Here is a 13,234-nt window from a genome sequence, read left to right as displayed (position 1 = left end):
TCTGTCCCGGACGGCGCTGGCCGGGTCAGACGGTCAGAGCTCGTTCAGCCCGTCCAGATCGGCCGGGGTTTTGACGGCACGCGTCGGTACCCCCTTGAGCTCACGTTTTGCGATGCCGGCCAATGCGCCGGCGGGCGGGAACTCGACGATCGCGACGGGTGCGAGCTCGCGGATCGTCGCGGTGCACAGGTCCCAGCGCACCGGCCGGGTCAGCTGTGCGACCAGCTTGCCCATGGCATCGGCGGCCGAGACTACCGGTTGCCCGTCGGCGTTGGACAGCAGCCGGGTGGTCGGCTCGGCGGGGCTGACGGCGTCGGCGGCGGCCGAGTAGCCGTCGGTGGCGGGCGCCATGAAGTGCGTGTGGAAGGCGCCTGCGGTGGCCAGTGGCCGGACGCGGGCCTTCTCCGGCGGATCCTCGGCGAGCTTGTCCAGCGCCGAGCGGGCGCCGGCGGCGACGATCTGGCCTGCGGCGTTGCGGTTGGCGGGGATCAGGTCGAGTGCCTCGAGGCGGGCCAGCACGTCGGCCTCGTCGCCGCCGAGCACCGCCGACATGCCGGTGGGCTCCAGTGCGCACGCCTTGGCCATCTCGGCGCCACGGGTGGCGGCGAGCCGGACGGCGTCGTCGGCGGAGATGACCCCGGCGATCGCATAGGCCGCGATCTCACCGACCGAATGGCCCGCGACGACCGTCTCGGCGCCGGCGAGCAGCCCGCGGCGGTTCAGCTCCTCGTGCGCGAGCAGGGTGGCGGCGACCACCAGCGGTTGCGTCACCGCGGTGTCGGTGATCTCCTCGGCGGTGGCGGTGGTGCCCAGCCGGGCCAGATCCAGGCCGGCGATCTCGGACCACGCGGCGATGCGCTCACCGGCGCCGGGAAGTTCCAGCCACGGCGTCAGCATCCCGGGGGTCTGCGAGCCCTGTCCGGGAGCGAGCAGCGCGATAGGTCCTTGAGGCACGTCTCTAAGAGAACACTGTGAAGACGACTTCGCGCCGTGTAAGAGATTATGAACCTTGTCTTATGTTTTTGTGGACAGTCCACAAAAGTGCATGTGAAGCGACGTCATCGACACCTTGCCGCAATGTGTTACCTGCGCCGCTGCGGTGCGTCGGCGGCCGGCCGCGCCGCCGGAACCTGCACATTTCCCTGGTTGGCCGCAGTCGGCTGGTATGCCTTGTTGTTCAGCCGGCCCACCGTCACCGCCACCCGCAGCACGTAGGCGTCGCGGGGCAGTGTGGGATCCCGACCGGTGAAGTCGGCGATCCGTTTGAGGCGGTATCGGACGGTGTTTGGATGAACGAACAATTTGCGTGCGCAGGCTTCGATCGCACCGCCGGAGTCCAGGTACGCGTCCAGCGTCTCGGTCAGCGCCGGCCCGGCGTCGGCCAGCGGCCTCATCACCTCCGACGCGAGGGCGGTGATCGCGGTCGCGTCCCCGAGCAGTGCCCGCTCGGGGAGCAGCTCCCTGGCCGACACCGGCCGCGGCGCCAGCGTCCAGCCCGCCACCGCGTTCATCCCGGAGATCGCCTCGGTGGCACTGCGGTGCGCACCCGCCAGCGTCGGCGCCGTCGGCCCGACCACCACCGGACCGTCGGCGAACGCCTTCATCAGGTCGGTGACGAACCGGTCGGTCACCGAGAGCGGTCCGGACACGATCGCGACCAGCCAGTTGCCGTGCACATCGGTCAGGGCCGCCCGGTTGTTGCGGGTGACCACGTCGCGGACGTCGTCGGAAGCCAGGTCCTTGCGGTCGGGGTGCGGCAGTCCGACGATCACGGTCGCGGGCGCGGTGGCGTCCCAGTTCAGTGCCGCGGCCTGGGACTGCAGATCCGGTCCGATGTCGCCGCGCACCACCGCGTCGACCAGGTTGGCCTCCATCCTGGTGTCCCAGGCGCCGCGGGCCTCGGCCTGATCGGCGTATGCCGTGGCCGCGGCGAACGCCAGGTCGCGGGAGTAACGCAGGATGCCCGCGGTCAGCGCCGTGAGCTGTTCTTCGTTGCGTGCCAGCAGCGGCACCACCTCTTCGAAGAACTCCATCGTGATCCGCACCATCTCGACCGACTGGCGCAGCGCGATGCGACGCCGCAGATCCTGGGGCACCACCTCGAAGGCCTGCGCCGTGTAGCTCACGTCGCTCTGCGGGTCACGCATCCACTCGACGAAGTTCACCACCGCGGCCTGCACGACGAGTTGCACGCTCGCCCGCTGCGAGGCCTCCAGGCCCGCGAAGAACGGCAGCCGCTCCTCCATGACGTGCACGGCCTGGGTGGCCAGCTGCCCGGAGAACTGCTTCAACCGGCGCAGCACCGGGTCCGGCACCGTCTGCAGCACCTCGAGGGTGGATGCAGGCGGAACGTACCGATTGTCGGCCATCCCTAAAATCTACGCCAGTATTTGGCGGCTTCCTCCAACCGTCAGGCCACGCCGGGATCGGAGGTCTGCTCGGGGGCGGCCATCACGTCGTCGATCTCGTAACGCCGGGCCGCCTCGACGGCCACCGAGGCGTCGATGTTGCCGTCGCGGGCGAGCCCCTCGAGCACCGCGACCGCGACCGATTCGCCGTCGGTATTGAAGTAGCGCCGCGCCGCGGGCCGGGTGTCGGAGAAGCCGAAGCCGTCGGTGCCCAGCGTGATGTACGTGCCGGGCACCCACGGCCGGATCAGTTCGGGCACGCCGCGCATCCAGTCCGACACCGCCACGACCGGTCCGGCCGCGTCCTCGAGCACCTTGGTGATGTACGGGGTGCCTGCCGGCCGCTCCGGATGGCGCAGCAGGTCCTTCTCGACCTGCACGCCGTCGCGATTCAGTTCGCCCCAGCTGGTGACCGACCAGACGTCGGCCGAGACGTCCCAGTCCTCGGCGAGCAGCTCGGCCGCCCGCAACGCCGAGGGCATGCCGACGCCCGACACCAGGATCTGGGCGGTGTTCGTCTTGCCCTGCGGCCCGCGCCGGTAGCGGTAGATGCCGCGCAGCAGTCCCTCGACGTCGAGGTCCTCGGGCTCTGCGGGCTGCTGATAGGGCTCGTTGTAGATGGTGATGTGGAAGAACACGTTCTCCGGGTTCTCGCCGTACATCCGCTCCAGGCCGCTCTCCACGATGTAGGCGATCTCGTAGGCGAAGGCCGGGTCATAAGCCACCACAGCGGGATTCGTCGAGGCCAATAGCAGCGAGTGGCCGTCGGCGTGCTGCAGGCCCTCGCCGACCAGCGTGGTGCGCCCGGCCGTGGCGCCCAGCACGAAGCCGCGCGCCATCTGGTCGGCCGCGGCCCAGAAGCTGTCGCCCGTGCGCTGGAAACCGAACATCGAATAGAAGATGTAGAGCGGGATCATCGGCTCGTTGTGCGTGGAGTAGGCGCTGCCCGCGGCGATGAACGTGCCCACCGAGCCGGCCTCGTTGATCCCCTCGTGCAGGATCTGGCCGACTTCGCTCTCCTTGTACGCCAGCATCAATTCGGCGTCCACGGAGGTGTACAGCTGGCCGTTGCGGTTGTAGATCTTGAGGTTCGGGAACCACGAGTCCATCCCGAAGGTGCGGGCCTCGTCGGGGATGATCGGCACGATGCGGTGCCCGATGTTCTTGTCCCGCAACAGTTCTTTGAACGTGCGCACCGTCGCCATGGTGGTGGCGACCTCCTGCTTGCCCGAGCCCTTCTTCAGCGCCTTGTAGGCGTCGCGGCCGGGCAGCGTGAGCACCTTGGACTTCGTCCGCCGCTCGGGCACGAACCCGCCGAGTGCGCGACGCCGGTCGAGCAGGTAGCGGATCTCCGAAGACTCCGGACCGGGGTGGTAGTACGGCGGCAGGTACGGGTTGTCCTCGAGCTGCTCGTCGCTGATCGGGATGCGCTGCGCGTCGCGGAAGTCCTTGAGGTCTTGGAGCGCAAGCTTCTTCATCTGGTGGGTGGCGTTGCGGCCCTCGAAGTGCTTGCCCAGCGTGTAGCCCTTGATGGTCTTGGCCAGGATCACCGTCGGCTGACCCTTGTGCTCCGTCGCCGCGCGGTAGGCGGCGTAGACCTTGCGGTAGTCGTGCCCGCCGCGCTTGAGATTCCAGATGTCGGTGTCGGACAGGTTCTCCACCAACTGCTTGGTGCGAGGGTCGCGGCCGAAGAAGTGGTCGCGGACGTATCCGCCGTCGTTGGCCTTGTAGGTCTGGTAGTCCCCGTCGGGGGTGGTGTTCATCAGGTTCACCAGCGCACCGTCGCGGTCGGCGTGCAGCAGAGCGTCCCACTCGCGGCCCCACACCACCTTGATGACGTTCCAGCCGGCGCCACGGAAGAACGACTCGAGTTCCTGGATGATCTTGCCGTTGCCGCGCACCGGACCGTCGAGACGCTGCAGGTTGCAGTTGATGACGAACGTCAGGTTGTCCAGCGCCTCGAGTGCGGCGACGTGTGCCAGGCCGCGGCTCTCCGGCTCGTCCATCTCGCCGTCGCCGAGGAACGCCCACACGTGCTGATCGGAGGTGTCCTTGATGCCGCGGTCGTTCAGGTAGTGGTTGAACCGCGCCTGGTAGATCGCGTTCATCGGGCCCAGGCCCATCGACACCGTGGGGAACTCCCAGAAGTCCGGCATCAGCCGCGGATGCGGGTAGGACGGCAACCCGCCACCGGGGTGGCTGTGCTCCTGCCGGAACCCGTCGAGCTGGTCGGCGGTCAGCCGGCCCTCGAGGAACGCGCGGGCGTAGATGCCGGGGGAGGCGTGACCCTGGATGAACACCTGGTCGCCACCGCCGGGATGGCTCTTGCCGCGGAAGAAGTGGTTGAACCCGACCTCGTAGAGCGCCGCCGAGGACGCATACGTCGAAATATGGCCGCCCACACCGACTCCCGGTCGCTGCGCGCGGTGCACCATGATGGCGGCGTTCCACCGGATCCAGGCCCGGAACCGGCGCTCCACGTCCTCGTCGCCGGGGAACCAGGGTTCCAGTTCGGTGGGAATGGTGTTGACGTAGTCGGTGGAGGTCAGCGCCGGGATGGCGACGCGCTGCTCACCGGAACGTTCGAGCAGACGCAGCATCAGGTAGCGCGCCCGCGCGGGGCCGGAGCGCTCCAGGAGTGCGTCGAACGATTCCAACCATTCGGAGGTCTCTTCGGGGTCGATGTCGGGCAGGTACGACGCGACACCGTCACGGATCACCCGGACCCGGTCGGGCTCGGGTGAATTCGATGAGTTTTGAGCCAGGTCCTGGCGCGCGAACTCGGTGGTCAACTTCCGCTCCTTGGTAGTGCGGTACGGGGGTGCGGGCGCGATCGGCGCCAACGACCTCCATCGTCCTCCCATCGTGCCCGAACCGCACCGGTGGGGTGAGGAGCCGAACTATCCGACGGTGGGGGGTGGCACGCGGTAACGTCTGCAGACCGTGCCGACCGGTGTGGCGCCTCATATTGACAAACCGGGCCGCCAGTCATCCGCATCAGCAGGGCGGCGTGCGACGATAGGGCCGGTGCACTCACAGACACAAGGAGGACCGACGGTGGTCGCGGCGGCGGACGCCCCGAACTTCGCCCAGGGGCTGGGCATTGAAAAAGGACAGGTTGTCCAGGAGTTGGGCTGGGACGAGGACGTCGACGACGACATCCGGGCCGACATCGAGGACGCGTGCGGCGGCGAGCTGCTCGACGAGGATGCGGACGAGGTCGTCGACGTGGTGCTGCTCTGGTGGCGCGACGACGACGGTGACCTCGTCGACCGGTTGATGGATGCCATCACGCCGTTGGCCGAGGACGGTGTCATCTGGGTGGTCACCCCGAAGACCGGCAAGCCGGGTCACGTGCAGCCGGCGGAGATCGCCGAGTCGGCGCCGACCGCCGGGCTGATGCCCACGTCGTCGGCCAACCTCGGAGACTGGATCGCCAGCCGGCTGGTGCAGCCGAAGTCCAAGGCCGCGGGAAGGCGTTAGTGCTGGGGCCGGGCGCGCAGGCGCCCGACTTCACGCTGAAGAACCAGCACGGCAGGCCGGTGGCCCTCGCCGACTTCCGTGGTGCGCGCAACGTCGTCCTGGTCTTCTTCCCGTTGGCGTTCACCCCGACCTGTCAGCGCGAGCTCGACGAGATCCGCGACAACCTGTCCCGCTATGACAACGCCGAAACCGCGACGCTGACCATCTCGGTCGGGCCGCCGCCCACCCACAAGGCGTGGGCCGGCCGCCACGGCTATTCCTTCCCCGTGCTGGCCGACTTCTGGCCGCACGGCGCCGTAGCCGAGGCGTACGGGGTGTTCAACGACGACACCGGATTCGCCAACCGCGGGACGTTCGTGGTGGACCGCTCGGGGGTCATCCGGTTCGCCGAGATGAAGCAGCCCGGCGAGCCGCGCGACCAGGCCGTGTGGACCGCCGCGCTGGCCTCGCTGGCATCCGTCGACTGATTTCCGGTCGCAGGTCAACGCCGTGTAGCCTGCCCGGCACGGGCGTGTAGCTCAGTGGTAGAGCTCTGGTTTTACACACCAGCGGTCGGGGGTTCGAAACCCTCCGCGCCCACTCATGATCGGCTCAGGCGACTGCGGTCGCCGACGTCCCGTGCTTCGGTCCGATGTGCCTCCCCGAGCCGCGGACGGCCATAGGATTGTCGTCGTCCGTCATCCACAGGGGGTTCTGCCATGACGAGCGAACCGTTCCAGATGGCGATGATCCACCGGACGTTTCGCATCGAGTTCGGCAACATCCCCGCTCTCATCAACGACGTCGCACCGGGTGACGTGAAGCGCTCGCGCACGGTCGGCGCCTATCTGGGCAACATGCTGTCGGTGCTGCACCATCATCACGCCGCGGAGGACGACTTCTTGTGGCCGACGCTGCACAGCCGGAGTGGGCTGGGCGACGACGTTGCCGACCGGGCCCGCACCGAGCACCTGGCGATCGCCGATGTGATGAAGGACATCGAGTCGATCCGGCCGTCGTGGCAGCGCACCGCAGACTCCCGACACGGGACCGTGCTCGCCGACAGAGTCGACGCGTTGTCGGGCATCGCCGCCGGCCATTTCCGGGACGAGGAGCGAGATCTCGTCCCGCTCGTCGGTGAGCATCTCTCCGCCGCCGAGTGGCAGACGTTCATTGACCGGGGCGCGGCCTACGTCAAGCCGGCCAACCTGTGGTTCGCCCTCGCGTACGGGGGCATTCTGCTGAGCCAGGCCACCCCGGAGGAGGGACGCCGCTTCATGGCGGCGGTGCCGGTGCCGTTGCGAATCGTGCTGAAACTGGCGGGCGGTCGCGCGTACAGATCTCACCGCACGGCGTTGTACGGCCCGGGAGCCTGACCGTCCACTCCGGCCGAGGCCATGAGACGCTGACCGTCGTGTCGAGATCCGGGGGTATCGCGGCCGGGTGTGCGGCCGATTTCGCGTTCGGCGATCCGCGGCGGGGCCACCCGGTGGCGCTGTTCGGCAACGCCGCCGCCGCTCTGGAACGGGCGACCTACGCCGACACCCGCACCGCAGGCGTTGCGCACACCGGCATCCTGCTCGGTGTGCTCACCGTGCTCGGCGTGACGGCGCAGCGGATGTCCGGGCGCGGTGGCGGTGTCGCGACCGCCTCGATGACGGGGCTGGCGACATTCGTCGCGCTCGGCGGTACGTCACTCGCACGGGTGGGAGCAGACATGTCCGCGCTGCTCGACGCCGGCGACCTCGACGGCGCCCGCCGGCTGCTGCCGTCGCTGTGCGGCCGTGACCCGTCGGTGCTCGACGCCGCGGGCCTGACCCGCGCGACGGTCGAGTCGGTCGCCGAGAACACCTCCGACGCGCAGGTGGCGCCGTTGTGCTGGGCGTCGGCGGCCGGTGTGCCGGGCGTGCTGGTCTACCGCGGCGCGAACACCCTCGACGCGATGATCGGCCACCGCTCGCCGCGCTATGCGAACTTCGGCTGGGCCGCGGCCCGTCTGGACGACGTGCTGAACTATCTGCCCGCCCGGGTGGCCGGTGTCCTGGTGGCGCTGTGCGCCCCGGTGGTCGGCGGCTCGCCCGCGGCAGCGGTGCGGGCCTGGCGGCGCGACGCCGCGCGCCATCCCAGCCCCAACGCCGGTGTGGTGGAGGCGGCGTTCGCCGGTGCGCTCGGAGTCCGGCTGGGCGGGCCGACGCAGTACGCCCACGAGCTGGAGATCCGCCCGACTCTCGGCGACGGCCGCGTCCCCGAGGTCGCTGACGTCGGGCGTGCGGTGCGCCTGTCGCGGGCAGTGCAGCTGGCCGCCGCGATGCTTGCCGTCCTGGTCAGCGCCGCCTGCCGTAGCGGTCGGCGATCTTCTGCTCGGCGGTGAGCGGCGCTGGGGGCGCCGCCGCGGCAGCCGTCGCCGCGGCCTTCTCCAGTCGGCGCTGGCGGACCTCGGAGTACACGAAGTAGCCCAGCCCGATCGGGGCGATGATGCCGAACGCGATCCACTGGATGCCGTAGGACAGGAACGGCCCCGCGTCGAGGTGCGGCAGCGGGATCACCCCGAGACCGCCGGGCTGGTCCTCGACGAGTTGCAGGTACGAGCCGGCCAGCGGAACCCCCTTCAGCGTCGCGACCTGCGCGGTGTTGATCGAGTACACCTGGTCGAAGCCCTCGGCACGCATCGGCTTCTTGTCGGCGGCGACCTGTTCGGAGTCCCGCAGCCGCGCGGTGATGGTGACCGTGCCCCCCGGGACGGGGGCGATCGGCGGCACCTGGGAGCCCTGCTCCGGCTTGGCGTACCCGCGATTGACGAGCACGGTGGGCCCGCCGTCCACGGCGAACGGCACCAGCACCTCGTAGGCGGGGTCGCCGTCGACCACCCGTAGCCGGGCCAGCACCTGCGCGTCGGGCAGATAGTGGCCGGTGGCCGTCACCCGTCGCCACTGGTCATCAGCTGCGGACGAATCCTGTTGCGGCAGCAGGGTCGTCACGGGAACGGGGTCCGCGGTGAGCGAGTAGGCGATCTGGTCGTTCTCCCGTGAGGTCTTGGTGTTCTTGCCGAGCTGCCACGGAGCCAGCACGGTGAAACAGAGGTAGGCGAACGCCATCACCACGACGAACAGGGCGAGCCAGCCCGGCCGTAGGAAGAACGCCCACCGACGCATCAGCTGGCCAGTCCGCGTTCGGCCAGGCGTTCGTCCACCCAGTCGTGCAGGCCGGGCAGCGCCGCCTCGATCACCCGGAACACGTCCTCGAAGTCGTCCTGGGTGCCGTAGTAGGGGTCGTCGACGTCCAGCGCGTGCGCGCCCGAGCGCGGGTCGAAGGAGCGCAACATCCGCAGCCGGTTCGACGGCACACCCTGCTCGCCGAGCATGCGCAGGTGGTTGCGTCCCAGCGCCACCACCAGGTCGGCGCCGCGGTGGTCGTCGTCGACCTGCGCGGCGCAGTGGGCCGAGGGATAGCCGTGGGCACGCAGGACGCGACCGGCCCGGCTGTCGGCCGGGTCGCCCGCATGCCAGCCGCCGGTGCCCGCGCTGCTCACCCGGACCGCGTCGGCCAGGCCGCGTTCGGCGATCTGATGGGCGAACATCTTCTCCGCCATCGGGGAGCGGCAGATGTTGCCCGAGCAGACGAAGGTCACATGCAGTGGTTCAGACACCGAGCACCTCGCGCAGATCGGCGACGGTGGCCACGTGTGCCCGGCCGCGCACCGCACCGGGCCTCGTGAAATCGGTGCGGCCATAACCCCAGTCGACCACCACCGTGTCGATGCCGTGTGCCGCGGCGCCCTCCACGTCGTGGCTGCGGTCACCCACCATCAGCACCCGCTCGGGCAGCGGCGCCAACTTGGCCAGCGCATGGGCCACCACGTCGGCCTTCTCGGCGCGCGAGCCGTCGACGCTGGCGCCGGCGATCACCTCGAAGTGGTCGGCCAGACCGAAGTGTTCGAGGATCCGGTGTGCCGTGGGTTCCGCCTTCGAGGTGGCCACCGCCAGTCGCACCCCGGCCGCCCGCAGGTCGGCCAGCAGACCGGGGATGCCGTCGAACAGGCTGTTCATCGACCAGCCCCGCGTCGTGTAGTCGGCCCGGTAGGCGGCGACCGCCGCGGCGGTGCGGTCGCCGAGTCCCATGGCGCCGAGGGTGTGGTGCATCGGCGGCCCGATGATCCGCCCGGCCAGGTCGCCGTCCGGCACAGGGGCGCCGACCTCGGCGAGCGCGTGCTTGAAGCTGGACACGATGCCGCGTGCCGAGTCGGTCAGGGTGCCGTCGAGGTCGAAGAGGACCAGCTGCGGTCGCGTCGCGGCGAGCGTGCTGTCCAGCGTGTCCGTCACACCGCCATTGTCCCCGACGCGGTGCGTCGTCCCGAAATCCCACCGGCCGGACCGCCCATTACTGTCGTGATGTGGGGAGTGTCCGTCTGGCCGAGATCATCGACGTCCTCGACGACGCGTATCCACCCGGGCTCGCCGAGGCGTGGGATTCGGTGGGCCTGGTGTGCGGCGACCCCGACGAGACGGTCTCTTCGGTGACGGTCGCGGTGGACGCCACCGCCGACGTCGTCGACGAGGTGCCCGACGGCGGTCTGCTGCTGGCGCACCACCCGCTCCTGCTGCGCGGCGTGGACACCGTGGCGGCGAGCACTCCCAAGGGCGCGCTGGTGCACCGGCTGCTGCGCTCCGGACGCGCCCTGTTCACCGCGCACACCAACGCCGACAGCGCCCGTCCCGGCGTCTCCGACGCGCTGGCCGAGGCGATCGGGCTCGAGGTGGGTGACGCGTTGTCCCCGTCGCAGCCGCGCGCCGACCTGGACAAGTGGGTCGTGTTCGTGCCGACCGAGGACTCCGACGCACTCCGCGAAGCCCTGTTCGCCGCGGGCGCGGGCCACATCGGTGACTACTCGCACTGCAGCTGGACCGTCGCCGGAACCGGTCAGTTCCTGCCGCACGACGGCGCCCGCCCGGCGATCGGCAGCGTCGGCGCCGTCGAGCGGGTGCCGGAGGACCGGGTGGAGGTGATCGCACCGGCGAGGTCGCGTGCCCGCATCCTCGCGGCGTTGCGCGCCGCGCATCCCTACGAGGAACCCGCCTTCGACGTGCTGGCGTTGGCGCCGCTGCCGGGTGACACCGGCCTGGGTCGGATCGGGCAGCTGCCCGCACCCGAACCGCTCTCGTCATTCGTGGCGCGGGTCCGTGCCGCACTGCCCGAGACGACGTGGGGGGTGCGGGCCGCGGGCGATCCGCGCGCGACGGTGTCGCGGGTGGCGGTGTGCGGCGGCGCGGGCGACTCCCTGCTGGACGCCGTGACGGCCGCCGACGTCCAGGCCTACGTCACCGCCGACCTGCGCCATCACCCCGCCGACGAATACCGACGCGGGTCGCCGGTGGCGCTCGTCGACGTCGCGCACTGGGCGAGCGAATTCCCCTGGTGCCATCAGGCGGCCGAGCTGTTGCGCGGCCGATTCGGCGCCGCACTGCCGGTGCAGGTCTGTCCGGTGCGCACCGACCCGTGGAACGTCGAAGACGACCGTACGGAAAAGAGGACATGAAAGCCGAAGTAGTGCAACAGCGCTCGTTGCTCGAGCTGGCTCAGGTCGACGCCGAGCTCAGTCGCATCGACCACCGGACGAAGAACCTCGCCGAGCAGCAACGGCTCGACGCCGTGCAGGCCGAGCACACCGAGGCCAACGACAAGCTGGCCGTCCTGCAGATCGCGCTCGACGATCTCGAGGGCCAGGCCGCCAAGCTCGAAGGCGAGATCGACTCGGTGCGCAAGCGGGAGGACCGTGACCGGTCACTGCTCGACAACGCCGCCAACGCCAAACAGGTCACCGAACTGCAGCACGAACTCGAGACGCTGCAACGTCGGCAGGCCAGCCTGGAGGACTCGCTGCTGGAGGTGATGGAGCGGCGCGAGGAACTACAGGAGCAACAGGCGGCGGCGCTCTCCACCATCGACGAACTGCAGACCGGCCTGAGCGCAGCCCGCGCGGCGCGGGACGCGGCCGTCAACGAACTCGGTCAGACGCGGCGCCAGCGGGCCACGCGGCGCGACGAAATCGTCGAGATGCTCGACGCCGACCTGGTGAAGCTCTACGAGCGCCAGCGCTCCGGCGGCGGCCCGGGGGCGGGCGCACTGCAGGGCCGCCGGTGTGGCGCCTGCCGGATCGAAATCGACCGCGGCGAACTGGCGAGGATCTCGGCCGCGGCCGAGGACGAGGTGCTGCGGTGTCCTGAGTGCGGTGCGATCCTGTTGCGCGTGAAGGACAACGCCTGATGAAGGTGATCGTCGAGGCCGACGGCGGGTCGCGCGGCAATCCGGGTCCCGCCGGGTTCGGTGCGGTGGTGTTCTCGGCCGACCGCGCCACCGTTCTCGCAGAGAGCAAGCAGGCGATCGGGCGTGCCACCAACAACGTCGCGGAGTACCGCGGGCTGATCGCGGGACTCGAGGAAGCCGCCGGCGTGGGCGCCACCGAGGTGGCCGTTGCCATGGATTCCAAGCTGGTGGTCGAGCAGATGAACGGCCGCTGGAAAGTCAAGCATCCCGACCTGATCGAATTGCACCGCGAGGCAAGCGGTCTGGCCGGCAGGTTCGAGCGGGTGGACTACCGCTGGATCCCGCGCGCACAGAATGCGCACGCCGATCGGCTGGCCAACGAAGCGATGGACGCCGCGGCGGGGATCGGTGACGGCCCGTCCGGGGCGACCGCGGACGCACCCGCGTCGACGCAGGTGGTGACGAACCCGGCGGGCTGGACCGGTGCCCGCGGCGCGCCGACCCGGCTGATGCTGCTGCGGCACGGACAGACCGAGCTGTCGGTGCAGCGCCGCTACTCCGGCCGCGGCAATCCGGCGTTGACCGACCTCGGCCGCAGGCAGGCCGACGCCGCAGCGGGGTACCTCGCCCAGCGCGGCGGGATCTCGGCCGTCGTGACGTCGCCGCTGCAACGCGCCTACGACACCGCCGCGGCGGCGGCCAAGGCGCTGGGGCTCGATCTCACCGTCGACGAAGACCTCATCGAGACGGACTTCGGCGACTGGGAGGGCCTGACGTTCTCCGAAGCGTCCGAACGGGATCCGGACCTGCACTCGCGGTGGTTGCGTGACACCGCCATCGACCCGCCCGGCGGCGAGAGCTTCGACACCGTGGCGCACCGCGTCCGGCGCGCGCGCAACCGCATCATCGCCGAGCACGGCGACGCCACGGTGCTGGTGGTGTCCCACGTGACGCCCATCAAAACCATGCTGCGGTTGGCGCTCGACGCCGGGCCCACGATCCTCTACCGGCTGCACCTCGACCTCGCCTCGCTGAGCGTCGCCGAGTTCTATCCCGACGGCGTGGCGTCGGTGCGACTGGTGAACCAGACTTCGTATCTGTGA

The 13,234-nt window shown here is 70.1% G+C and carries 13 protein-coding genes and 1 tRNA gene; 8 read left to right on the top strand and 6 right to left on the bottom strand.

Annotated elements, in window-relative coordinates; translation table 11 throughout:
- Window positions 1-33 precede the first annotated feature (33 nt).
- The 3 genes from AB0K11_RS21260 to aceE all read right to left on the bottom strand — a co-directional run bounded on the left by AB0K11_RS21260 (window position 34) and on the right by aceE (window position 5,200).
- Window positions 34-939, bottom strand: coding sequence for an ACP S-malonyltransferase (locus tag AB0K11_RS21260; RefSeq protein WP_364981870.1), 906 nt, complete (start codon window positions 937-939; stop codon window positions 34-36).
- Between the two features lie 143 nt (window positions 940-1,082).
- A complete protein-coding gene (locus tag AB0K11_RS21255) occupies window positions 1,083-2,369 on the bottom strand; it encodes a helix-turn-helix domain-containing protein (protein WP_364981328.1) in 1,287 nt (428 codons plus the stop codon).
- Window positions 2,370-2,410: 41 nt separating this feature from the next.
- Window positions 2,411-5,200 carry a pyruvate dehydrogenase (acetyl-transferring), homodimeric type gene (gene aceE / locus AB0K11_RS21250; RefSeq protein WP_364981325.1) on the bottom strand — a complete coding sequence of 930 codons (2,790 nt, stop codon included), beginning with the start codon at window positions 5,198-5,200 and terminating at the stop codon, window positions 2,411-2,413.
- 265 nt (window positions 5,201-5,465) lie between these two features.
- Between aceE and AB0K11_RS21245 the strand changes: the two genes are divergently transcribed.
- The 5 genes from AB0K11_RS21245 to AB0K11_RS21225 all read left to right on the top strand — a co-directional run bounded on the left by AB0K11_RS21245 (window position 5,466) and on the right by AB0K11_RS21225 (window position 8,241).
- Window positions 5,466-5,891: a DUF3052 domain-containing protein gene (locus AB0K11_RS21245; RefSeq protein WP_364981323.1), complete on the top strand. Its 426-nt coding sequence runs from the start codon at window positions 5,466-5,468 to the stop codon at window positions 5,889-5,891.
- On the top strand, window positions 5,891-6,358 hold the full coding sequence (locus tag AB0K11_RS21240) for a peroxiredoxin (RefSeq protein ID WP_364981320.1): 468 nt from the start codon (window positions 5,891-5,893) through the stop codon (window positions 6,356-6,358). The genes AB0K11_RS21245 and AB0K11_RS21240 overlap by 1 nt, the downstream gene beginning before the upstream one ends.
- 40 nt (window positions 6,359-6,398) lie before the next feature.
- A tRNA-Val gene (locus tag AB0K11_RS21235) sits at window positions 6,399-6,470 on the top strand.
- A 119-nt stretch (window positions 6,471-6,589) separates the two neighbouring features.
- Window positions 6,590-7,246: a hemerythrin domain-containing protein gene (locus AB0K11_RS21230; protein ID WP_364981317.1), complete on the top strand. Its 657-nt coding sequence runs from the start codon at window positions 6,590-6,592 to the stop codon at window positions 7,244-7,246.
- Between the two features lie 38 nt (window positions 7,247-7,284).
- A complete protein-coding gene (locus AB0K11_RS21225; protein ID WP_364981314.1) occupies window positions 7,285-8,241 on the top strand; it encodes a cobalamin biosynthesis protein in 957 nt (318 codons plus the stop codon).
- Here the strand turns inward: AB0K11_RS21225 and AB0K11_RS21220 are convergent.
- Genes AB0K11_RS21220 through AB0K11_RS21210 form a run of 3 tightly spaced genes read right to left on the bottom strand, consistent with a single transcriptional unit; the run spans window position 8,195 to window position 10,189 of the window.
- Window positions 8,195-9,022, bottom strand: a complete 828-nt coding sequence (locus AB0K11_RS21220) for an SURF1 family protein (protein WP_364981311.1) — start codon at window positions 9,020-9,022, stop codon at window positions 8,195-8,197. The genes AB0K11_RS21225 and AB0K11_RS21220 overlap by 47 nt on opposite strands.
- A complete protein-coding gene (locus AB0K11_RS21215) occupies window positions 9,022-9,516 on the bottom strand; it encodes a low molecular weight protein-tyrosine-phosphatase (RefSeq protein WP_364981308.1) in 495 nt (164 codons plus the stop codon). Before AB0K11_RS21215 ends, AB0K11_RS21220 begins: the two co-directional genes overlap by 1 nt.
- Window positions 9,509-10,189 (bottom strand): HAD-IA family hydrolase, encoded by a 681-nt coding sequence (locus AB0K11_RS21210; RefSeq protein ID WP_364981305.1) that lies wholly within the window; start codon window positions 10,187-10,189, stop codon window positions 9,509-9,511. Before AB0K11_RS21210 ends, AB0K11_RS21215 begins: the two co-directional genes overlap by 8 nt.
- Before the next feature lie 71 nt (window positions 10,190-10,260).
- On the opposite strand from AB0K11_RS21210, the gene AB0K11_RS21205 reads away from it, so the two are divergent.
- Genes AB0K11_RS21205 through AB0K11_RS21195 form a run of 3 tightly spaced genes read left to right on the top strand, consistent with a single transcriptional unit; the run spans window position 10,261 to window position 13,234 of the window.
- Window positions 10,261-11,403 (top strand): Nif3-like dinuclear metal center hexameric protein, encoded by a 1,143-nt coding sequence (locus tag AB0K11_RS21205; RefSeq protein WP_364981302.1) that lies wholly within the window; start codon window positions 10,261-10,263, stop codon window positions 11,401-11,403.
- Window positions 11,400-12,131, top strand: a complete 732-nt coding sequence (locus tag AB0K11_RS21200; protein WP_364981299.1) for a C4-type zinc ribbon domain-containing protein — start codon at window positions 11,400-11,402, stop codon at window positions 12,129-12,131. Before AB0K11_RS21205 ends, AB0K11_RS21200 begins: the two co-directional genes overlap by 4 nt.
- Window positions 12,131-13,234, top strand: a complete 1,104-nt coding sequence (locus AB0K11_RS21195) for a bifunctional RNase H/acid phosphatase (RefSeq protein ID WP_364981296.1) — start codon at window positions 12,131-12,133, stop codon at window positions 13,232-13,234. Before AB0K11_RS21200 ends, AB0K11_RS21195 begins: the two co-directional genes overlap by 1 nt.

This window comes from Mycobacterium sp. NPDC050551 (assembly GCF_040674075.1).
Taxonomy (GTDB): domain Bacteria; phylum Actinomycetota; class Actinomycetes; order Mycobacteriales; family Mycobacteriaceae; genus Mycobacterium.
This window is presented reverse-complemented; position numbering and strand designations above follow the sequence as displayed.